At 37.0% G+C, this 21,764-nt stretch carries 20 protein-coding genes; 4 read left to right on the forward strand and 16 right to left on the reverse strand.

The window, feature by feature from the left end; genetic code table 11:
- Positions 1–13 precede the first annotated feature (13 nt).
- Positions 14–688 (reverse strand): uracil-DNA glycosylase, encoded by a 675-nt coding sequence (ung, locus tag BHF70_RS05370; protein ID WP_075759301.1) that lies wholly within the window; start codon positions 686–688, stop codon positions 14–16.
- 95 nt (positions 689–783) lie between these two features.
- On the opposite strand from ung, the gene BHF70_RS05375 reads away from it, so the two are divergent.
- Positions 784–2,349 carry a ClC family H(+)/Cl(-) exchange transporter gene (locus tag BHF70_RS05375; protein WP_075759302.1) on the forward strand — a complete coding sequence of 522 codons (1,566 nt, stop codon included), beginning with the start codon at positions 784–786 and terminating at the stop codon, positions 2,347–2,349.
- A gap of 126 nt (positions 2,350–2,475) precedes the next feature.
- Here BHF70_RS05375 and clpB read toward each other — a convergent pair whose 3' ends face one another.
- A complete protein-coding gene (gene clpB / locus BHF70_RS05380; protein WP_075759303.1) occupies positions 2,476–5,058 on the reverse strand; it encodes an ATP-dependent chaperone ClpB in 2,583 nt (860 codons plus the stop codon).
- A gap of 212 nt (positions 5,059–5,270) precedes the next feature.
- Between clpB and BHF70_RS05385 the strand changes: the two genes are divergently transcribed.
- The gene (locus tag BHF70_RS05385) at positions 5,271–6,050 is read left to right on the forward strand and encodes an alpha/beta hydrolase (protein ID WP_075759304.1); all 780 of its coding nucleotides are present in this window, start codon (positions 5,271–5,273) and stop codon (positions 6,048–6,050) included.
- 34 nt (positions 6,051–6,084) lie between these two features.
- On the opposite strand, the gene BHF70_RS05390 is transcribed toward BHF70_RS05385, so the two are convergent.
- The gene (locus BHF70_RS05390; protein ID WP_075759305.1) at positions 6,085–7,014 is read right to left on the reverse strand and encodes an alpha/beta fold hydrolase; all 930 of its coding nucleotides are present in this window, start codon (positions 7,012–7,014) and stop codon (positions 6,085–6,087) included.
- Between the two features lie 136 nt (positions 7,015–7,150).
- On the opposite strand from BHF70_RS05390, the gene BHF70_RS05395 reads away from it, so the two are divergent.
- A complete protein-coding gene (locus BHF70_RS05395) occupies positions 7,151–7,957 on the forward strand; it encodes a DUF6612 family protein (RefSeq protein ID WP_075759306.1) in 807 nt (268 codons plus the stop codon).
- Positions 7,958–8,078: 121 nt separating this feature from the next.
- On the opposite strand, the gene BHF70_RS05400 is transcribed toward BHF70_RS05395, so the two are convergent.
- The 4 genes from BHF70_RS05400 to BHF70_RS05415 all read right to left on the reverse strand — a co-directional run bounded on the left by BHF70_RS05400 (position 8,079) and on the right by BHF70_RS05415 (position 11,821).
- Positions 8,079–9,446 carry a citrate/2-methylcitrate synthase gene (locus BHF70_RS05400; protein WP_075759307.1) on the reverse strand — a complete coding sequence of 456 codons (1,368 nt, stop codon included), beginning with the start codon at positions 9,444–9,446 and terminating at the stop codon, positions 8,079–8,081.
- Positions 9,447–9,485: 39 nt separating this feature from the next.
- Positions 9,486–10,247: an amino acid ABC transporter ATP-binding protein gene (locus tag BHF70_RS05405; RefSeq protein WP_075759308.1), complete on the reverse strand. Its 762-nt coding sequence runs from the start codon at positions 10,245–10,247 to the stop codon at positions 9,486–9,488.
- 14 nt (positions 10,248–10,261) lie between these two features.
- Positions 10,262–10,918, reverse strand: a complete 657-nt coding sequence (locus tag BHF70_RS05410; protein WP_075759309.1) for an amino acid ABC transporter permease — start codon at positions 10,916–10,918, stop codon at positions 10,262–10,264.
- Between the two features lie 99 nt (positions 10,919–11,017).
- Complete coding sequence (locus BHF70_RS05415) at positions 11,018–11,821, reverse strand: amino acid ABC transporter substrate-binding protein (protein ID WP_075759310.1); 804 nt, start codon at positions 11,819–11,821, stop codon at positions 11,018–11,020.
- Between the two features lie 225 nt (positions 11,822–12,046).
- Between BHF70_RS05415 and BHF70_RS05420 the strand changes: the two genes are divergently transcribed.
- Positions 12,047–13,366, forward strand: a complete 1,320-nt coding sequence (locus tag BHF70_RS05420; protein WP_075759311.1) for an N-acetylglucosaminidase — start codon at positions 12,047–12,049, stop codon at positions 13,364–13,366.
- 93 nt (positions 13,367–13,459) lie between these two features.
- On the opposite strand, the gene BHF70_RS05425 is transcribed toward BHF70_RS05420, so the two are convergent.
- From BHF70_RS05425 to BHF70_RS05465, 9 genes are all read right to left on the reverse strand, one after another.
- The gene (locus BHF70_RS05425) at positions 13,460–14,803 is read right to left on the reverse strand and encodes a sensor histidine kinase (protein ID WP_075759312.1); all 1,344 of its coding nucleotides are present in this window, start codon (positions 14,801–14,803) and stop codon (positions 13,460–13,462) included.
- Complete coding sequence (locus BHF70_RS05430; RefSeq protein ID WP_075759313.1) at positions 14,800–15,474, reverse strand: winged helix-turn-helix domain-containing protein; 675 nt, start codon at positions 15,472–15,474, stop codon at positions 14,800–14,802. The genes BHF70_RS05425 and BHF70_RS05430 overlap by 4 nt, the downstream gene beginning before the upstream one ends.
- Positions 15,471–16,124 (reverse strand): phosphate signaling complex protein PhoU, encoded by a 654-nt coding sequence (gene phoU / locus BHF70_RS05435; protein ID WP_075759314.1) that lies wholly within the window; start codon positions 16,122–16,124, stop codon positions 15,471–15,473. Before phoU ends, BHF70_RS05430 begins: the two co-directional genes overlap by 4 nt.
- 6 nt (positions 16,125–16,130) lie before the next feature.
- Positions 16,131–16,886 carry a phosphate ABC transporter ATP-binding protein PstB gene (pstB, locus tag BHF70_RS05440; protein WP_075759315.1) on the reverse strand — a complete coding sequence of 252 codons (756 nt, stop codon included), beginning with the start codon at positions 16,884–16,886 and terminating at the stop codon, positions 16,131–16,133.
- 4 nt (positions 16,887–16,890) lie between these two features.
- Positions 16,891–17,793 carry a phosphate ABC transporter permease PstA gene (gene pstA, locus BHF70_RS05445; RefSeq protein WP_075759316.1) on the reverse strand — a complete coding sequence of 301 codons (903 nt, stop codon included), beginning with the start codon at positions 17,791–17,793 and terminating at the stop codon, positions 16,891–16,893.
- Between the two features lies 1 nt (position 17,794).
- Entirely contained in the window at positions 17,795–18,646 is an 852-nt protein-coding gene (gene pstC / locus BHF70_RS05450; RefSeq protein ID WP_075759317.1) for a phosphate ABC transporter permease subunit PstC, read from the reverse strand.
- Positions 18,647–18,676: 30 nt separating this feature from the next.
- Positions 18,677–19,555: a substrate-binding domain-containing protein gene (locus BHF70_RS05455; RefSeq protein WP_075759318.1), complete on the reverse strand. Its 879-nt coding sequence runs from the start codon at positions 19,553–19,555 to the stop codon at positions 18,677–18,679.
- Positions 19,556–19,831: 276 nt separating this feature from the next.
- Complete coding sequence (locus BHF70_RS05460; protein WP_075759319.1) at positions 19,832–21,091, reverse strand: dihydroorotase; 1,260 nt, start codon at positions 21,089–21,091, stop codon at positions 19,832–19,834.
- A gap of 164 nt (positions 21,092–21,255) precedes the next feature.
- Complete coding sequence (locus BHF70_RS05465) at positions 21,256–21,702, reverse strand: hypothetical protein (protein ID WP_075759320.1); 447 nt, start codon at positions 21,700–21,702, stop codon at positions 21,256–21,258.
- Positions 21,703–21,764: the final 62 nt, after the last annotated feature.

A 21,764-nucleotide genomic window follows, 5' to 3' on the forward strand; every position in this document is an offset into this window, starting at 1 on the left:
ACTATCTGTCTCCTTAAATATTCTCTATCTGCCAGTCAATTGGCTCTAGTCCATTCTTTTTCAGAAATTCATTGGTCTTACTGAAGTGTCTGCATCCAAAGAAACCACGATATGCTGAAAGCGGACTTGGATGTGGTGCTTCAAGTATCAGATGTTTCGGATTATTAAGCAATGCCTTTTTCTTCTGTGCAGGACGCCCCCACAATAAAAAAACCATTGGACGATCCTGCTGATTCAATACCCTGATAGCTGCATCCGTAAATTCCTCCCATCCTATTCCGCGATGAGAATTAGCCCGATGTGCCTGTACGGTCAGCACAGTATTTAACATCATAACACCTTGCCTGGCCCATTTTGTAAGATAACCGTTATTTGGAATATAACATCCCAGATCTTCATTCAGTTCAGTATAAATATTTACCAGTGAAGGGGGTGCCTCAACTCCTGGTCTGACTGAAAAAGAAAGCCCATGTGCCTGTCCATCTCCATGGTATGGATCCTGTCCTAAAATCACTACCTTTACATCCTTTACCGGAGTAAAATGAAATGCATTGAAAATATCATCTGCCGGTGGAAAAATCTGTTTTGTCTGATATTCATGCATAACTGTTTCATATAACTTTCTATAATACGTTTTTTTATATTCTTCTTTCAGGTACTGTGCCCAGTCATTAGTAATTGGCGGCATAATTCGACCTCCTTCGCAAAATCTTTTCATATTATATCATAGTTTTATGTTAAAATAAAATAGATGTGTATGAAAAGAGCAGGAGGCTGAATATTATGAAACAAAAAAATAATTTACTTGAAAATCCTCATGGTTTTTCTGTCTCTCTTGTTGCAGATGGAGTGCTTGTAGGAATTATGGCTGGATGTGTTTCCGTCATTTACCGGCTTTTATTAAACAACGCTGAAAAAATCATGTTCCGTGTAATAGAATTTACAAAAGGAAATCATTTCTACATGTTTGGATGGTTTCTTATTCTTGCAGCCATGGGATTTCTTGTGGGAAAACTTGTTGCATGGGAAGGAATGTGTTCCGGAAGTGGTATTCCCCAGGTTCAGGGTGAAATGAAAGGCTATCTGAATCAGAAATGGTGGCGTGTACTGATATCCAAAATCATTGGTGGTACTTTATGTATCCTGGGCGGATTGTCTCTTGGAAGAGAAGGTCCATCTGTCCAGCTTGGTGCTATGGCCGGAAAAGGTCTTGCAAAAGTTACAAAAACCACTGCCACCAAGGAACGATATATGATTGCCTGTGGTTCGGGAGCAGGACTGGCTGCTGCATTTAATGCACCTTTAGCTGGTGTAATGTTTTCCCTGGAAGAAATCCAGAAAAACTTCAACAGTTCTATGCTTGTTTGTGTTATTTCCGGATGTGTAACTTCAGACTTCATTTCCAAAAATATCTTTGGATTATCTCCGGTTTTTGATTTTCATCTTGAGAAGATTCTCCCTCTGGGGAATTACTGGATGCTGATCTTACTAGGTGTCATATTAGGATTATGCGGTGCCTTTTATAATTTTGTTATGCTGAAAGGACAGGACTTTTATGGAAAATTGAAGATAATTCCTTCGGAATATCGTATTATTCTACCTTTCCTTGCTGCTGGTGTACTTGGTTATATCCTTCCGTCTGTACTTGCCGGTGGACATGCTATGATTGAACTGATTACCGGACATCGTCTTCTGGTATCTGTTATGCTGGTACTTTTACTGGTTAAATTCCTCTTTTCTGCTTTTTGCTTTGGTTCTGGAGCACCAGGGGGAATATTCTTCCCTCTGCTAATCTTAGGGGCATATATAGGAGCAATTTACGGAAGCCTGATCATCAGCGGAACCGGCATAGATCCATGTTACATAACAAACTTTATTACCATTTCCATGGCTGGATTTTTTACGGCCATTGTCCGTGCACCTATCACAGGAATATTACTAATTGCTGAAATGACAGGAACATTTGAACATTTTCTGTCTCTGGCTGTTGTATGTATCATTAGTTATATTGTTGCACATCTTCTTGGAAGCGAACCTATCTATGAAAGTCTTCTTGGACGTATTCTTGCTAAAAATGGGATGGTGGAAAACCCGGGTCCAGACAACAAGGTTTTAAGAAGTTTTGCTGTTGGTACTACTTCCATAGCCTGTGGACAAAAGATTAAAGATGTTCCATGGCCTGATCATTGCCTTATCGTTACCATTAATCGTGGCCAGGAAGAAATTATTGCAAAAGGAAGCACAGAAGTTCACTCTGGGGATGCTTTGGTTGCATTGATTGACGAAAGTTATCTTGGTATGGTAACCGAAAGTATCCAGTTAATCTGCGGAGAAATTACTCCAGAATAGGGATCAAAAGGGACTTGCTCCGCTTTGCATGCCGATGTACAGCAGTTTCAACTGCTTTTCTAATGAAATATAAAAAATCCGGCGACAGATACCAAACGGTTTCTTCGCCGGATTTTTTCCATTTTCTTATTTTACTCTTGCTGTCAATTGTCCATTTTCCACATCAATCAAAATGGTATCTTCTGCATCTACACCATCACTTAAGATCAGACGTGCAGCCAGTGTTTCTACACTCTTTTGCAGATATCTCTTCAGAGGTCTTGCTCCATACATTGGATCATATCCATTATCTGCAATAAATCCCTTTGCAGATAAAGTGAGTTCTACTTTTAGCTCTTTGTCTTCCAATCTACGATTTAAATCTTTTACAAGCAAATCAATGATATTTGTAATATTATCTTTTGTCAGCGGTTTGAATAGAATTGTTTCATCCAGACGGTTTAAAAATTCCGGACGGAAATGATTCTTCAAATCTGCCATTACCATATTCTGTGCTTCCTCTGTAATATTTCCCTGACTATCAATACCTTCCAGTAAATAAGAGGAACCAATATTAGATGTCATAATTAAAATGGTATTTTTAAAGTCTACAGTTTTTCCTTTGGAATCGGTAATTCGTCCATCGTCTAATACCTGCAATAATACATTAAACACATCTGGATGCGCTTTCTCAATTTCATCGAATAATACAACTGAATATGGTTTTCTTCGAACAGCTTCTGTTAACTGTCCTCCTTCCTCATATCCAACATATCCTGGAGGTGCTCCGATCAGTCTGGCAACAGAATGCTTTTCCATATATTCGCTCATATCAATTCGCACGATATTCTGCTCATTATCAAATAAGCTTTCTGCCAATGCCTTTGCCAGTTCTGTCTTACCTACACCAGTTGGTCCAAGGAACAGGAAAGAACCGATTGGTTTACTAGGATCTTTGATTCCTGCTTTAGAACGAATGATAGATTCTGTTACCAGTTCTACAGCTTCATCCTGTCCTACAACTCTTTCGTGAAGTACCTGATCCAGATGTAATGTTTTCTGTCTTTCACTTTCTGTTAATTTTGCAACTGGAATTCCTGTCCATCTGGAAATAATCTTCGCAATTTCATCTTCTGTTACGCTTTCACGTACCATAGAACGATCTTCTTTTGACACACGTTCTTCCTCTTCTTCCAGCTGTTTTTTCAATTCCGGTAATTTTCCATACTGAAGTTCTGCTGCCTTATTCAGGTCATAATTTCTCTGGGCAATCTGAATTTCACTATTGACTGCTTCAATTTCTTCTCTTAACTTGGAGACTTTTTCTACTGAAGCTTTTTCATTTTCCCATTTTGCTTTTCTTGCTTTGAAATCTTCACGCATTTCAGCAAGTTCTTTTTGAAGCTCTTCCAGACGTTCTTTGCTCAAACGGTCATCTTCTTTTTTAAGAGCCGCTTCTTCAATCTCCATCTGCATAATCTTTCTCTGAACTTCATCAAGTTCAGCAGGCAAAGAATTTATCTCTGTCTTGATCATAGCACATGCTTCATCCACCAGGTCAATGGCTTTATCCGGCAAAAATCTGTCAGTAATATATCGATTGGATAATGTTGCAGCAGCAACAAGAGAACCATCTGTAATTTTTACACCATGATACACTTCATAACGGTCTTTGATACCTCTTAAAATAGAAATCGTATCTTCTACTGTCGGCTGATCCACTGTAACCGGCTGAAAACGCCGTTCCAATGCCTGATCTTTTTCAATATACTGACGATATTCATCTAATGTAGTAGCACCAATGCAATGAAGTTCTCCTCTGGCAAGCATTGGTTTCAGCATATTTCCTGCATCCATAGCCCCATCTGTTTTACCTGCACCAACAATGGTATGCAGCTCATCAATAAACAGGATAATCTGACCATCGCTCTTCTTTACTTCCTCCAGAACTGCCTTTAGACGCTCTTCAAATTCTCCTCTGTATTTAGCGCCTGCCACAAGAGATCCCATATCCAGTGAAAAAATGGTTTTATCTTTCAGCTGTTCCGGAACATCCCCGCGAACAATCCTCTGTGCAAGACCTTCCACAACTGCAGTTTTACCTACACCAGGTTCTCCAATTAATACCGGATTATTTTTAGATTTTCTGGACAGTATTCGAATCACATTACGAATTTCACTATCACGTCCGATTACCGGATCCAGTTTCTGCTCTCTGGCGCGTTTTACCAGATCGTAACCATATTTCTCCAGACTGTCATAAGTAGCTTCCGGATTATCACTGGTTACTTTCTGACCTCCACGTACTGTAGATAATGCCTGAAGAAATCTCTCTCTGGTAATTCCATACCCTCTGAAAAGCTCTTTTACTATTTTATTCGGGTGCTTGATCATTGCCAGGAAAAGATGTTCTACGGAAACATATTCATCTCCCATAGCCTTCATCTCATCTTCTCCATGCAAGAGAACCTGATTCAGATCATTGCTCATATAAACCTGACCACCAGATACTTTAGGCTTTTTAGCCAGCAGTTCCTGAACCTGCCCGATAAATGCTTCCTTATTAATATTAATCTTCTCCAGAAGACTGGATATTAAACTTTCATCTACTGTTAGCAGACTATATAGAAAATGTTCCTGATCTATTTCCTGATGTCCATAATCATATGCAATCTTCTCACACTGATTAACTGCTTCTATGGACTTCTGAGTAAACTTGTTAATATTCATGATTATCCCTCCTTTAATCTATCTTATCCCAAAAGTCTGGGTTTTATCCTTTTATGTTCTATTTGTAATATAACACCGATTATTAGCACTGTCAAGAGTCGAGTGCTAAAAATGTGATTTGCATTTCTTACTTTTTTATGTGATAATAATCTTCATAATATGCTTTTGTATTTCGTATACAATACGCAGATCAACAGAAAGGAGATTACACCATGATTTTACAACACGACCTTTTATTTACTCCAACCGGACAGATGCGTACATTACATATTTATTTACCTGACAATTATGACCAGACGAATGAACGCTATCCTGTAATGTACTTTTTTGATGGTCATAATCTATTCTTCGATAGTTATGCGACATATGGAAAGTGCTGGGGGCTGAAAGAATTTATGGACCAGTGGGAAAAGCCTATGATTATCGCAGGAATCGAATGCGGACATGTAGGCGATGAACGTTTAAGTGAATACTGTCCATATGATGTTAAGAAAAACAAACACTTTGAAGATATTAATGGAATTGGTGCACAGACAGCTCAGTGGATCGTAGATGAGGTGAAACCTTTTATTGATAAAGAATATCGTACATATTCTAACCGTCAGTGTACTGCTATCGGCGGTTCCAGCATGGGTGGATTAATGTCTCTTTACACAGTAATACATCACAATGATGTATTTTCAAAGGCAGCATGTCTGTCCAGCTGCGTTTCTATCTGTCAGAAAGGATTAAAAGCTGAGATTGATAAAACTGATTTAAGTCCTGATACAAGAATCTATTTATCCTGGGGTACAGATGAGCTGAAACCTTCCAAAGACAAACCAAAATATAATCCAAACAGTTATATGGCACGTTGTAACAAAATGTATGCAAATAAACTTGACAAAAAAGGTGTTACAACACGTCTCTACTGTCAGGAGGGTGGACATCACTGCGAGGCAGACTGGGAAAAGCAAAATAAAAAATATATGGATTTCCTCTGGATGGAATAACAAATCGGACAAGTCCTCTTCAGCTCTCTGCATTTTACTGCAGAGAGCTGTTTTCGGCTGTGGAGAGAAAACTTAATATAACATTATATACCTTTTCCACATCATCTTCATTTAATATTTCATGTCTCCTGTTTAAAAATAAAGTTCCCTGTACATGATTATAACCCTGGTGTTTCAGGAAATTAATTGCCTGTGTAAATTGTTTTTTAGAACCAATACAAGGATCTTCTGCTCCTGCAATAAACAGAATCGGAAGAGATGGATGGCGAAGATCCCATCCCTTTTTGCTATATGTATTTTTCATCAGTAAAAACAAATTCAAAAAACCATTATTAGTAAACATAAATCCATCCAATGGATTTTCATCATATTTTTTTACATTTTCTTTGTTATAGCTAATCCATCCGTTAGGTGATTCATCCTTTTCAAGAATTTTACCATATGTAAAAAATGCTATTTTATGAAATAAATTTCCCGGTTTTTTATCCCCGAATCTGCACATGATTTTTGCAAGTCCCACTGCAAATCCCGCCATGGGATTTTCACTTGGACTTCCACATACAACCAGTGAATCCAGTTCTTTATCATATTTTTTCAAATAGCATCTCACCACTAAAGATCCCATGCTATGTCCAAATAAATGATACGGAATTCCCGGATATTTCTTCTTCATCCACATAGTCAGCTGATGAGCATCATCAACAATGGCTTCCCCTGTATCATCATAAAAATACCCCAGATCTCCATCACTGCGGATACTCTTTCCATGTCCCCGATGATCATGTATAACCGTTACATACCCTTGTTCACAAAGAGTTTCCATAAAAGCAATGTATCTTTCTTTATGCTCTGCCATTCCATGACATATCTGAATAATTCCTTTGGGCGCTCCCTCTGGCTCCATTAAAAGAACATGCAATTCCAGCTGATCTACATCTGACATTAGATAAAAAGACTTCTCCATAAGCATCACCTCCAGTTTTAGTTTAGTTCCTATAATTTCCAATGTCAAATATTTCTCTGTTTACCCACATGACAAAATGGCATATAATATAAGTAAACAAAATAGCCATCTGGCTGACATTTAAAAGGAGGTATCTATGCAAAAGAAAATCAAACAAATATCTGCACTTTTACTTGCATGTATTCTTATTTTTTCCGTGACTGCATGTGCAAAAAAACGTACCCCAAAAGAAGTTCTACAAGCTAGCATAACAAAATCTAAAGACATGACTTCTGCTGATATGGCAGGCAAAGCAAAATACAAGATCGAATCGTCAACATCATCCAGTATGAATTTCACTATGGCTTTCACCGCAAAAGTAGTAGATTCAAACAAAGATACCATGAAAATGAGTATGGATACTTCCATGTCTGTTCTGGGACAATCTATTAATTTTAAAATGTACTATTCTGATGGATACTATTATATGAATGGTAATGGTACCAAGCAAAAAATAAAGATGAATATCTCAGATATGAAAAAACAGGTAGAAAATATTACCGGAAGTTCCTCAATACCTGCAAAATATTATACAGATTTAAAACTTTCAGAAGATGACGGCAATCAGGTACTCAGCTACAAGCTAAGTAAAGATGGGCTGAATAAATATGTAAACAGCCTTTTAGCTCAGGCAGGTTCTTTAACAGGCAGTTCCGATGCCACATCTGAAACAATGGATGAATCCATTAAAATCAGCAGTTTTTCTGGAAAACGTACTTTAGATAAGGATGATAATATTTTAAAAGAATCTGTTAAAATGGTAATGGAAAGCAGCACTGGCGAAGATGGAAAAATCACCATATCCATGGATATATCCTACAAAGATCCTGGAAAGAAAGTAACCGTTACCCTCCCGGATGATCTTGACTCATATCAGGAAGATTCATCTTCCACGGCACAATAAATGTAAAACACAAATACAGCAACAAAATCAATCTGATTTTGTTGCTGTATTATATTTTCCAAGACTCACTGTCTGATACAATATTCCTTAGCTGACTATCCTGATTACTTTGTACATATTATTATCTTTCATCCAATGGCACATATTCTGTAGCAGGCGCAACAGCCTTGTATGCCGGACGGATAATTCTATTTCCATTAACCAGTTCTTCCATTCGATGAGCAGACCATCCCGCAATACGCGCAATGGCAAACAATGGTGTATACAACTCGTGTGGAAGTCCCAGCATACTGTAGATAAATCCACTGTAGAAGTCAATGTTTGCACTGACTCCTTTATATATTTTTCTCTCTTGGGCTATGACTTCTTTTGCCAGACGTTCGACGGAAGTATACAAATGATATTCTTTCATTCTTCCTTTCTCTTCAGATAACTGTTTTACAAATCTGGACAAAATCTTTGATCTAGGGTCAGAAATTGAATATACTGCATGCCCCATACCATAAATAAGCCCTGCTTTATCAAATGTCTCCTTATGAAGTAGTTTTAAAAGATATTCACGAATCTCATCTTCATTTTCCCAGTCTTTAACATTTTCTTTTAAATCATCAAACATCTGAACAACTTTAATATTTGCACCACCATGCTTTGGTCCCTTCAAAGAGCAAAGAGCTGCCGCAATAGCAGAATATGTATCTGTTCCTGAAGAAGAAACCACATGAGTCGTAAAGGTTGAGTTGTTTCCTCCACCATGTTCTGCATGAAGTACAAGTGCCATATCCAGAAGCTTTGCTTCCAGCTTTGTATAACTGCTATCTGGTCTTAACAGATACAGTATATTTTCTGCAGTAGATAAATTTTCCTGTGGCAAATGAATAAACAGGCTCTCTCCTCGCTCATAGTGAGAATATGCCTGATAACCATATACTGCAAGTACCGGGAATAATGCAATCAGCTGAATGCTCTGTCTCAATACATTAGGCAATGAAATATCACTGGCATGATCATCATAAGAGAACAGTGTAAGAACACTTCTTGCTAATGTATTCATCATATCACGGCTTGGTGCCTTCATAATAATGTCACGCACGAAATTTGTTGGCAACTGACGATATTCTGAAAGCATATTCTTAAATGAATCTAATTCATCTGCGTTTGGAAGCTCTCCGAATAAAAGAAGATACGCAACCTCTTCAAATCCGAAACGATCCTCTGAGATAAATCCCTCTACGATATCTTCAATATCAATTCCCTGATAATAAAGCTTTCCTTCACATGGCACTATTTCACGATCAACCATTGTGTATGACTGTATCATGGAAATATTGGTAAGTCCAGCTAATACACCTTCTCCATTTTGTTTCCTGAGTCCTCGTTTTACGTCATATTTCTCAAAAAGCTCCCCATCTATCTTTTTGTTACATTTTTCTGCAAGCTGTCTAATTTCAGGTGTTACCTCTGAAAACTTGTTAGGCATATCCTTTACCATAGTATCTCCCTTCTAAAATACGATTTCTGTGTTACAACATTACTGTATGTCATGGTATTTGCCAAGGAACTCTCGTGTTCTCGCATTTGATGACTGGAACACTTCATCCGGAGATCCATCTTCCACAATGATACCTTTATCCATAAAAATGACTCTGTCTGAAATTTCTTTCGCAAAAGCCATTTCATGAGTTACGATTACCATAGTCATATGCAGATCTGCCAGAGATTTTATTACTTTTAAAACCTCTCCGGTCAGTTCCGGATCAAGTGCAGATGTGGGCTCATCAAAAAAGAGAATCTTGGGCTCCAGTGCAAGAGCACGGGCGATTGATACTCTCTGAGACTGTCCCCCTGATAATTCACAGGGATATGCATCTGCCTTTGCTTCTAATCCAAGCTTTCTCAACAGTTCCATAGCTTTCTTTTTAGCTTCTTCTTTTGGAACACCAGCCACACAAACCGGCGCTTCCATAATATTTCTTAAAACACTGTAATGTGGAAACAGATTAAAATTCTGAAATACAAATCCTGTTTCCATTAAAATACTCTTCTGCACGTCTTTCCCTGCATAAACAGGAACTCCATTCTGAGTATCCACCAATGTTTTTCCATTGATTTCAATAGTACCGCTGGTTACTGTTTCCAGCTGATTCATACATCTTAATAATGTAGATTTCCCTGAACCTGAAGATCCAATAATGGAAATAATTTCACCATCATTTATCTGAAAGGAAATATCTTTCAGTACTGTAAGATCTCCAAACTTCTTCTGTAAGTTTGTTACTGATAAAATACTCATTTCCTCTCTCCTCCTTAACGGTAATAATCCATTTTCTTCTCAATGATTGAGAATACTTTGGATACAACTGTATTCATGATCAAATAGAAAATACCTGCCACAACCAGATAAATCATTCCACGGCTTCTTGCCATCTGATTAGTTGCAACAACATAAATTTCCATAACTCCTACAACATGGGCAAGAGATGTATCTTTTACAAGAGTCATACATTCACTTCCCATAGATGGAATGATAATCTTAATTACCTGAGGAAGAACAATCTTGAAAAATGTCTGTGATTTACTGAACCCAAGAACTTTTGCAGCTTCATACTGTCCCTTTGGAACCGCCTGAATACCACTTCGGTAAATCTCTGCAAAATATGCTGAATAGTTTAATGTAAAACTTATAACTGCAGCTGTCATACGATCAAGACTCAATCCAGCCACATAATAAAGTCCAAAATAGAAAGCATATAACTGCAGAATCAAAGGTGTTCCTCTCATGATCAGCAGGAAAAACCTTACCGGCATCTGCACAATCAGTAATTTTGACATTCTTCCTTTTGCAACAACAAGTCCCAGGATTAGTCCAAATACCAATGTCAGAGTAAAAAGAGTCAATGTTTCTTTTAATCCATTTTCAATTAACAGCTTTACAATCTCCGGAAAACTTTGTATTTGATCCATAATTTTTCATAACTCCTATACTTCTTTTTTAAGTAAATATCTTAAAAAGACAAAAAGGGACTTTTGCCAACAAAAGCCCCTTCCTTCATTGTTCTTTTCTTATTTAATCGTTGTAATATCTTCGTTAAACCATTTCTTGCTGATTTTTGCTAAAGTTCCATCTTTTGCCATGTCTTTCAGCTGGTTTTCAATTTCTTTACAAAGTGCTTTGTCATCTTTTCTAAATCCAATGACATAATCTTCTGTTGCCAGATTTGCTGCCAAAACTTTGTATTTACCTTTGTCTTTTGCTGTGTAATATTTTGCAACAACCTCATCCATAACAGCTGCCTGACATCCATGTCCAAGATCATTTAAAATCTGAACATTATCTGCCATAGTAATGATCTTAGAATCTTTCAGATCATCTGTCTTATCAACTGCATCAGCTGCAGTTGAACCCTTCTGAACTTCTACTGTCTTTCCTTTCAGATCTGTCAGCTTTTTAACTTTGCTGTCGGCTGGAAGTACCAGTACCTGATGATTTTCCATATATGGAGTGGAGCATAACATTTTTTCAGCTCTTTCATCACTGTATGTAAGTCCATTCCAGATACAGTCGATATTTCCTGTATCCAGTTCCTGTTCTTTTGAATCCCAGTTAATTGGCTGTAATTTCAGCTTAATATCCATTCTCTTGGCAACTTCTTTTGCCAGATCAATATCAAATCCGATAATGTCATTATCCTGATTTGTAAATCCCATTGGCGGGAATGATGCATCTAATCCAAGGACCAATTCTTTCTTTTCCTGAATCTTTGTCAGAGAATCATCCTTCTTTGTTTCCTCTTTTTTGCTTCCGCATCCGGTAAACATGGAAACGGCAAGTACAGTAGTTAATAATGCTACTAAAACCTTTTTCATCCTTCGCTCCTCCAAATCTATTCTGTTAGCACATTAGTGTACTAAAATCTTTGTATTTCATAATAGCAAATTTTCTTTCCTTTGTCAATTCTGTTCCATTTCTATTTTGTGTAAATCATTATAAAATTTGCATTATGTCTTACGTCTTCATTTCAAAGTCATTGCGAAATAATTGAAAAATCATTACTTCTATGTTAAAATTTTACAAAACAGGAGGAGCATTCAATGAAAATAAAAAAACTGGTTGCCTGCTTACTGACAGCTTCATTTTTGGCTTGTATAACACCACCTGAAAACGCACAGGCAGCAACCTTAAAAATTCGTTATGGTGGTAAAACAAGATATTATACAGGCAAACAGCTTTCATTTACTTACGCAAAGAATAATCTTTCTTCTAAATATCCTGGAATCCAGATCAGCGGAATCAATATGATTCCTTATTATGATTATCTGGTATCCAGCGGTCCACAAGTAAAACGAAGCTACAACAAAAAATCTGGAAAACTGGTTTTAAAATATGGTACCAGGACACTGACTGCATATGTAGGCAATCGTACTTACTATTTAAACGGCAAGAAGAAAACTTTTTCCAAAGCTCCTACTAAGGTCAAGTACTACACAACCGGCAAAACAATAATTTTGCTTCCTGCTAATGCTCTGATTTCCAATCTGGGACTGGAATATTCATATATTCCATATGAAAAAAGAATACATATCAACAAAACTGGCTATTACTATTTATATAGCGCTAACACCTCAACCAGGTACCCGCAAAACTTAACCAATTATATTAAAGCACAATTACAACAGACTGGTTTCTATAATGGTGAAAAACTAACTGCTGCTACTTATAAAGCCCAAATCGACCCGGCATCTGATACTACCCATGGTTATCAGTTTCTTCGGTTAAATGTTTACCGTCCGGTTCGAAGCACCACATATAACTCAATGTTAGACAGTAAACTAAAATCTGGAAGTGTTTTAAAAAACAAAGGATCATCTCTATGTTCCGCAGCAAAAACATATAACATAGACCCGGTATATTTCCTTTGTCAGACAATTTTCGAAACAGGTTATGGTACAAGCACCTTATCTCAGGGAAAATATATTACAAAAGTTGTTTCCGGTTCTTCTGTTGTTCGTGATAAAAACGGAATTGTAACAGGTTTTAAAAAGGTAAATGGAAAATACATTACAAAAACTATTTCCAGACAGAAAGTATACAATCTTTATGGCATTAAATCCTATAACGACGATCCACAGCTATGCGGCTTCAGCTATGCTTATTATATGGGATGGACCAGCATTGACAAAGCCATCAATGGAGCTGCAAAATATATCAGTCAGGAATACATAAATAATACAACTTATAAACAAAATACTCTTTACAAATACAGATACAATCCTAATACTTCATATTTCTGGCATCAATATTCAACAGATCCTGCTTATGCACAGAGAATTTCCTTAATCATGTATAACCAGTTCCGCAGTGCTTATGCCACTGGAAATATCTTAACTTATGATAAACCAGTGTTTCCTTAAAATCTGGAAGAGATCACCAGAAACAGCGTAACAAGTTTTTTCCTAATGTAATAAAAAAGAAATACCACAGCCGTTAATGTGGTATTTCTTTTTTTAATCTCTATCTTCTGGAAAAACAATTGTAATCTTTGTTCCCTCTCCAATTTTACTTTCAATACTCATATCTGCATGATGGAATTTTGCACCATGTTTTACAATAGAAAGACCAAGACCTGAACCTTTTTTCTGATTGGAATGACTTTTATCCACTCGATAAAACCGTTCAAAAACCCGATCGATATCTTCGTCTGGAATACCAATTCCAGTATCTTCAAAAATAACAGTAGGGCAATCCTCTATAATAGAAACTGTAATTGCAACTTTTCCGTCAGGTTTATTATATTTTATTGCATTCTCACACATGTTAAAAAACATTTCATATAAAATCTGGTATACGCCTCTCACTGTTGCATGGATTCCTAAAATATGAACTGATACATTTTCTTCCAATGCTCTTAGACTTAAATCTGATTTTACCTTAAATGCCAGTTCATATAAATCTACATTTTCTCTTTCCAGTTCAACCTGATTTTCATCTAGTTTTGACAATTTAATGATATCCTCGATCATGGCAATCAATCGTCTTGCTTCCTCATAAATCGTTGCCGAAAAACGTCCCATATCTTCCTGTTTCACAAATCCATCTTTCATCAGCTCTGCATATCCGGAAATGGTTGTCAGCGGAGTTTTTAATTCATGAGAAACATTGGCAGAAAATTCTTTCCTCATATTCTCTACCTCTTTGATTTCTTCAATCTGATGTTCAATATCAATATTCTGTTTTTCAATTCTATCTAACAATGGCGTCAACTCACTATATGTCTGATTTTGTTTTGGATGAATCAAATCAATTTTGTTAATTGGTTCCACAATACGATCTGTAAGAATTTTAGAAAGTGCAATGGCTAAAACAAGAACAACTCCAGTCATCAAAAGAAATACCGGAATATAATCTACCATCTGCTTCACTATGGTCTGAGTCTCCCTGCTTAGTCTTAAAACTGTCCCATCACTTAATCTAATAGCATAATAATACGTTTGTTCATTTAAGGTTTTAGATAATCTGGTATCTTCTCCTTTACCTTTTTCCACAGCAGTTTTCACTTCTTCACGGTTCTTGTGATTGGCCATTTTGTTTTTCTGTCCTTCGCTGTCATAAATAACGATTCCATCAGAATCAATCCATGTAATTCGACTTGCAGTCAAATCCTTATAAGCATCTAAATTCTGTCCTTCATGAAAATTCAAAGAGGTTGCCATATAAGCAGCCTCTGTTCTGATTTCCTCTTTAATCTGCTCCATGTAGCGATAATACGAAAGCATAGACAGCAAAATGGACGTCATCATTACTCCAACTAACGCTATATAGACCATGCTGTTATATACTTTACGTTTCATTCACTACCTCCGATACGATATCCTATTCCACGTACCGTCTCAATCAGACTTCCACAGGAGCCTAACTTCTGCCGAAGAGAACGTATATGTACATCAACAGTTCTTGTCTCCCCGTCAAAATCATATCCCCAGATATTAGTAAGAAGCTGGTCCCTGTTTAAAACATTTCCTTTACTTTCCACAAGGAGACTTAACAATTTAAATTCCTTGTTAGTCAAAGAAACTTCCTTCCCTGCTGCCTTTACTTTATGCTTATTAGGATAAATATGCAGGTCACCCACTATCATTTCATCTTTTTCGTCTTTTTTGGAACGACGCAATACCGCTTTCACCCTTGAAACCAGTTCCATCATGCCAAAAGGTTTTGTAATATAATCATCTGCACCACTATCAAGCCCCAGAACTTTATCATATTCCGTTCCTTTGGCTGTCATCATAATAACCGGCAGATCTTTTGTTGCTGATTTGCCACGAAGTTTTCCAAGAATAGAAATACCGTCCTCTCCTGGCAGCATAATATCCAGCAATACCAGTTCCGGCATTACACCATCTTTAATTGTCTGTACAAATTCTGTCCCATTTTCAAAACCACGGGCTTCAAATCCAGTACTTTGTAACGTGTAAGTTACAAGTTCTCTAATGTTTGGATCATCTTCAACAACAAATATCACAAGCTTCCTCCTTTATATTCTCCTGTAATGGAAAATTCAACCCATTCAGCAATATTGCCAGCATGATCTCCAATACGTTCAAAGTATTTTGCGATTAATACGATGGCAACATATTCTTCTCCTTTCTCAGGTTCCTCATGAATTAACTGAATGGCTTCTTTCTTAACCTGACGAAACAGGTCATCCACCACATCATCCTGTTTAATAACTTCATGAGCAATATCAAGATCCTGTTTTACAAAGGATTTTACACTTTTACTAACCATATCTATGGTTTCCTTTGCCATCTTGTCAAGATGGGTATTCTCACGTAAAACTAAAATCTCTGATTCCTTACGAATAATCCCTGCAATATCTGCAGCCTGATCTCCAATACGCTCCATATCAGATACCATTTTTAAAGCTGCTGAAATTACTCTTAAATCTGTTGCTACCGGCTGCTGCTGAAGCAAAAGCTTCATACAGATTCGCTCAATATCTCTTTCTTTATGGTTGATTTCCTCTTCCATATTTTTTATATCTTCTATAAGTTCCTTATCTTTTGTGGAAACAACCTTAGCTGCTGCTGTAATTATTTCTTCACAAAAGGCTCCCATATCGATCATTTCCTGATTCAGCTTCATCAGCTGCCTGTCAAATCTGTTTCTCATAATATATCAACCAAACCTTCCTGTAATATAGTCTTCTGTTCTCTTATCCTGTGGCATAGAGAATAAAGCATCAGAGTCTCCAAATTCTACCATCTCTCCCAGCAGGAAGAATGCTGTTTTATCTGAAATACGAACAGCCTGCTGCATATTATGAGTTACCATAATAATCGTATACTTTGATTTTAATTCTACCGCAAGATCTTCAATTTTGGAAGTAGAAATTGGATCCAAAGCAGAAGTTGGCTCATCCATCAGAAGTACTTCAGGTTCTACTGCAAGTGCTCTTGCAATACATAAACGCTGCTGCTGTCCTCCAGATAGACCTAATGCACTCTTTTTCAGGCGGTCTTTCAATTCATCCCAGATTGCTGCATTTCTCAGTGATTTTTCTACAATTTCATCCAACTCTGCTTTTTTATGGATTCCATGGGTTCTTGGTCCATAAGCAATATTATCATAAACACTCATAGGAAAAGGATTTGGTTTCTGGAATACCATTCCAACTCTTTTACGAAGGACATTTACATCCATATCTCCATAAATATCTTCTCCATCTAATGTCACACTTCCTGTAATCTTACATCCTTCTACAAGATCATTCATACGATTCAGGGATTTCAGTAATGTAGATTTCCCGCATCCAGAAGGTCCAATAAATGCTGTAATCTTATTTGATGGTAAATCCAGATTAATATTTTTTAATGCTTTAAATTTACCATAATATAAGTCTAAATTATCTATTTTAAATTTTGTTGTTTCCATCCTTTTATCCTTTCGAAATTCGTTTTGCTATAAACGCTGAAATCGCATTGATCAGTAATACTGTAACCAACAGAATAACAGCTGTTGCATATGCCTGATTTACATGCAGACCCTCACAAGAAAGTGCATACATATGAACAGATAAGGTACGACCGGATCCCATGATATTTTTCGGAATCTCAGCTACTGTACCAGCTGTATACATTAACGCAGCTGTTTCTCCTACAATTCTTCCTACTCCAAGAATAACTCCTGATAAGATTCCAGGTACCGCAGAAGGAAGTACAATACGAAATACTGTTCTAAGTTTTCCTGCTCCTAAACCAAAACTTCCTTCACGGAAAGAATCCGGAACTGATTTTAATGCCTCTTCTGTTGTACGCATAATCAAAGGAAGAATCATAATAGCCAGAGTCGCTGCTCCTGACAGAATAGATAATCCCCATTTTAATGCAGTTACGAAAAATAACATTCCAAAAAGTCCATAAACAATAGAAGGAATTCCCTGTAATGTTTCTGCTGTGATTCGAACAATGTCAACCAGCTTATTTCCTCTCTTTGCATATTCCACAAGATAAATCGCTGCAAAAATTCCAAGAGGTACAGCAAACAGCAGTGCCAGTCCTGTCATCATCAGGGTATTAATAATTGCAGGGAATAATGATACATTATCACTTGTATATTTTAGTGCAAAAAGGTCTTTGTTTAAGAAAGGAACTCCTTTTATCAATATATATCCAATCAGGAAAAACAGTACAAGCACAGTCAATAGCATTGCCAGATTAACTGCAAGCCATAGAAAAAATGATAACGGTGTTCTTTTATATGATTTCATTTTCTGTTTCCAGGTAACATGATTGATTCCCTGAATTTTATCTTCTGGTTCCATCATTTTCACTGCCTCCATTTTAGAAATCCTCCTTTCTCTTCAATGCTGCAAAGGAGAGATTGATTAACAGGATAAACACAAACAATACTACTGCTGTTGCAATCAGTGCTTCTCTATGAAGATCAGTTGCATACCCCATTTCCAATACGATATTAGATGTTAATGTTCTAACCCCTTTAAAAATACCATCCGGTACTACTGCCTGATTTCCTGCTACCATTACAACTGCCATGGTTTCTCCAATAGCACGACCTATTCCTAAAACCACCCCTGCAAGGATTCCTGATTTTGCTGCAGGAAGAACTGCAAAAAACACACTTCTTTCATGACTTGCTCCAAGTCCAAGAGATCCTTCATAGTAACTGTTAGGTACTGCACGGATAGCACTTTCAGAAACACCAATAATAGTTGGTAAAATCATGATTCCAAGCAGAATAGATGCTGTAAAGATACTGTTTCCTGTTCCTCCAAATGCCTCACGAAATGTTGGAACCAAAACTACCATACCAAAGAATCCATATACAACCGATGGAATTCCTGCAAGCAGCTCTACTGCCGGTTTTAAAATCTTATATACTTTATCATTACAAAATCTTGCCATATAAATTGCTGCCAGAATCCCAATAGGCACACCTACGATAATAGCTCCTGCTGTTATGTAAAGGCTTCCCAGAATCATAGGGAAAATGCCAAAGAATCCATTCTTTGGCATCCAAATCTTACCCGCAATAAAATTGCCGAATCCAATTTTCCCAATGGTAGGAATTCCATTTACAAACAAGAAAGCACAAATCAAAGCAACCGCAAGGATAGAAGCACATGCTGCAATTAAGAATACAACATTCATAATTTGTTCTTTATATTTCTTCATAAACTACATTCCTCATTTAAATCCAGCTGATTATTTAACATCAGCCCATGTTGTTGTTTCACCTGTAAAGATTGCTTTTACCTGATCACTTGTCAGTTCATCAGTTTCACTATCTTTGTTTACGATTACTGCAATACCATCTTTTGCAATAACTGTAGCTTTAACTCCTTTTTTAGCTTCGCTGTCAGCTAAGTCACGAGATGCCATTCCGATATCACATACACCATCAATTGCATTTGTTACACCAGTTGTAGAATCGCTCTGCTGAACTTCAACAGTTACATCTTTGTTAACTTTAGCATAAGCTTCTTTGATTTTTTCCATAACAGGTGTTACAGAAGATGATCCAGCTACAACAACTTTTCCTTTTGCTCCATTAGCTTTGTATGCTGCTGCATTTTCATCAGCTTTGATATATCCGTTATCTTCAACGATTTTCTGTCCTTCAGCACTCATGATGAAGTTCTGGAAATCCTGAGCCTGTTTGCTTAATTTTTCTTTTGTTACAATGTTAAATGGACGAACGATTTTGTAAGATCCATCTTTTACTGTATCAACGCTAGGTTCAGCTCCATCAATTTTTACTGCTTTAACTGTATCGTTCAAAGAACCTAAAGATATGTAACCAATAGCTGCTTTGTTTTCTGCAATTGTAGTCATCATTACAGATGTAGAGTTTGTAATCTGTGCGGAAGTTGTTGTCTTATCAACTTTATTTCCGTCTTTATCTTTTTCTTCAATTCCAAACAGTTCAATAAAAGCCCCTCTGGTTCCAGAACCATCTTCTCTGGATACAACAGCAATTTCTTCGCTTTTTGTATCCTTACTAGATGATCCTCCGCCACATCCAGTCAAAAGTGTTGTTGCTGCAACAGTTGCTAATAATAATGATAATAATTTCTTTCTCATCTGACTCTCTCCTTTTGAGTAATTTCATTTACAAGATTTATCTTACCGTTGCTTTGTAAAATCAAAAAGTCTGGTTATGTAAACTTTCTGTTAAATGTAAAATCCAAAATAAACCTTTTGTAAAATCTTTAAAATGAAAAAACTCCAACTTTTCTCATATTTCCCCTCCTTTAAATTGTTTCATTATAAACAACTTAACAGATACAAATATGACAAAAACATTGGAGTTTTTCTTATTTTTTATGACTCAAAAATCGATTGCGAGTCATTTCACATCTAATTTGCTACCTTTCCATTACAAATGGTATACTTCACTTTTCCAGTCAGTTCCCATCCGGTAAATGGAGAATTGGATGCTTTTGATTTGTACTCTTTTACAATCCATTTTTCTTTTGGATCAAAGATTACTATGTCTGCCGGTTTTCCTTCCTGAAGTCTTCCCTGTTCCAAACGATAAAGTTTTGCCGGATTTAATGTCATCTTTTCTAAAAGTTCCATCATGGATAAATATCCTTTATCCACCAGTTCTGTAATTCCCAGCCCCAGAGAAGTTTCAAGCCCTGTGATTCCACTTGGTGCAGATGCCAGATCCTTTTCCTTCTCTTCTTTTGAATGCGGTGCATGATCTGTTGCAATAATCTCTATGGTTCCTTCCTGAAGACCTTTTATAATACGCTGCCGGTCTTCTTCCGTACGAAGAGGAGGATTCATTCTTGCTAAAGTGCCATATTTTAAAACCGCCTCCTCAGTTAAAGTAAAATGATGTGGAGAAGCTTCCGCTACCACATGAGCTCCTGCCTCTTTCGCTTCTTTTACATATTCCACCGCCTGGGCAGAACTGATGTGCTGAATATCCACTGTTGCACCTGTTTCCAAAGCCAGTTTACAATCCCGCTCTACCATCACTGCCTCTGCAAGATAGGAAGCACCACCATAATTTAACTTTTCTGATACATTTCCCTGATTTACACCAGGCTGTTTAATATAAGAAGGATCCTCTTCGTGAAGACTGATTGGAACATCCAGCCGGGCTGTTTTCTCCATAGCTTTTCTTACCACATCCGGATTCATTAATGGAAGTCCGTCATCTGTAAAACCTTTTACTCCGGCTTTATACAAAGCATCCATATCAACCAGCTCTTCCCCTTTAAATCCTTTTGAAACAGCTGCGGCCTGCAATACTTTGATTGGAAGTTGTTCACAGCGTTTCTGAATTTCCTCATAAATATCCACAGAATCCACCACTGGTTTTGTATTTGCCATACAAACCACCGTTGTAAATCCACCAGCTGCTGCCGCTGCTGAACCGGTTTCCAGATCTTCTTTATAAGTAAATCCAGGATCCCTGAAATGTACATGTACATCAATAAGTCCAGGAGCTACGATACATCCCTTGGCATCAATTACCTGTTCATATATTTCTGTTTCTTCTATCTCACCAATCCTGACAATTCTATCTCCATCCAGTACCACATCTGTTACTTTATCAAAATCTGTCTCAGGATCCATAACCCTTCCATGCTTTATTAAAATCATCTTTCCACCTCCTGCTTCATTTCTCATTGGTAAAATTATATCTTATTCCAATTAAACCCACAAGTATTTCCTAGTGAAATGTAAAAAGGCACAGCAAAACAGATTTTTCTGTATTACTGTGCCCTGTCAGCAATTAATTAAAATATTTAAAAAGAAATCCTATCTTACTTCACCTGATTCTTTACTGTTTCTGCAACTGTTTCCAGATCATCCTGTGTCAATTCTTTCTCAGATTTTACCACAATGACATAATTCTTTCCACTTTTAGATGTAATTCCACCAAAAGCATTGTATGCTGTCTCATTGTCGATTTCTTTTACCATAGGAACAAAATCTCCATGTTCCGTTTCGATCACATCCCCGATCTCATAATCGTGTCCCTGTTCTTCCAGTGTGATAACCTCATTGGAGATTGTCTCATCAATATCTTCTTCCATAATCTCCTGTGACTTTCCCTCACATTTCTGAATACTGACATTCATACCATTAATCTCAAAACTGCTATCAGAAGCCTTAGTACTGATATGATTCTTCAATGCCATTCCTCCCGCTACAGATAAACATACTCCAACGGCTACCAGAAATTTTTTATTCATTATAATTTTTCTCATAATACTCCCTCCATCCAAAAGCATTACTTTATCAATATGCTTTATTATAACCGATTTTTATT

The sequence above is a fragment of the Anaerostipes sp. 494a genome (genome assembly GCF_001940315.1).
Lineage (GTDB): Bacteria > Bacillota > Clostridia > Lachnospirales > Lachnospiraceae > Anaerostipes > Anaerostipes faecalis.

Excerpts from the sequence above, each read along its gene's own strand:
- ung (WP_075759301.1), bottom strand. The coding sequence starts at position 688 with ATGCCGCCAATTACTAATGACTGGGCACAGTACCTGAAAGAAGAATAT.
- BHF70_RS05375 (WP_075759302.1), top strand. The coding sequence starts at position 784 with ATGAAACAAAAAAATAATTTACTTGAAAATCCTCATGGTTTTTCTGTC.
- clpB (WP_075759303.1), bottom strand. The coding sequence starts at position 5,058 with ATGAATATTAACAAGTTTACTCAGAAGTCCATAGAAGCAGTTAATCAG.
- BHF70_RS05385 (WP_075759304.1), top strand. The coding sequence starts at position 5,271 with ATGATTTTACAACACGACCTTTTATTTACTCCAACCGGACAGATGCGT.
- BHF70_RS05390 (WP_075759305.1), bottom strand. The coding sequence starts at position 7,014 with ATGGAGAAGTCTTTTTATCTAATGTCAGATGTAGATCAGCTGGAATTG.
- BHF70_RS05395 (WP_075759306.1), top strand. The coding sequence starts at position 7,151 with ATGCAAAAGAAAATCAAACAAATATCTGCACTTTTACTTGCATGTATT.
- BHF70_RS05400 (WP_075759307.1), bottom strand. The coding sequence starts at position 9,446 with ATGGTAAAGGATATGCCTAACAAGTTTTCAGAGGTAACACCTGAAATT.
- BHF70_RS05405 (WP_075759308.1), bottom strand. The coding sequence starts at position 10,247 with ATGAGTATTTTATCAGTAACAAACTTACAGAAGAAGTTTGGAGATCTT.
- BHF70_RS05410 (WP_075759309.1), bottom strand. The coding sequence starts at position 10,918 with ATGGATCAAATACAAAGTTTTCCGGAGATTGTAAAGCTGTTAATTGAA.
- BHF70_RS05415 (WP_075759310.1), bottom strand. The coding sequence starts at position 11,821 with ATGAAAAAGGTTTTAGTAGCATTATTAACTACTGTACTTGCCGTTTCC.
- BHF70_RS05420 (WP_075759311.1), top strand. The coding sequence starts at position 12,047 with ATGAAAATAAAAAAACTGGTTGCCTGCTTACTGACAGCTTCATTTTTG.
- BHF70_RS05425 (WP_075759312.1), bottom strand. The coding sequence starts at position 14,803 with ATGAAACGTAAAGTATATAACAGCATGGTCTATATAGCGTTAGTTGGA.
- phoU (WP_075759314.1), bottom strand. The coding sequence starts at position 16,124 with ATGAGAAACAGATTTGACAGGCAGCTGATGAAGCTGAATCAGGAAATG.
- pstB (WP_075759315.1), bottom strand. The coding sequence starts at position 16,886 with ATGGAAACAACAAAATTTAAAATAGATAATTTAGACTTATATTATGGT.
- pstA (WP_075759316.1), bottom strand. The coding sequence starts at position 17,793 with ATGGAGGCAGTGAAAATGATGGAACCAGAAGATAAAATTCAGGGAATC.
- pstC (WP_075759317.1), bottom strand. The coding sequence starts at position 18,646 with ATGAAGAAATATAAAGAACAAATTATGAATGTTGTATTCTTAATTGCA.
- BHF70_RS05455 (WP_075759318.1), bottom strand. The coding sequence starts at position 19,555 with ATGAGAAAGAAATTATTATCATTATTATTAGCAACTGTTGCAGCAACA.
- BHF70_RS05460 (WP_075759319.1), bottom strand. The coding sequence starts at position 21,091 with ATGATTTTAATAAAGCATGGAAGGGTTATGGATCCTGAGACAGATTTT.
- BHF70_RS05465 (WP_075759320.1), bottom strand. The coding sequence starts at position 21,702 with ATGAGAAAAATTATAATGAATAAAAAATTTCTGGTAGCCGTTGGAGTA.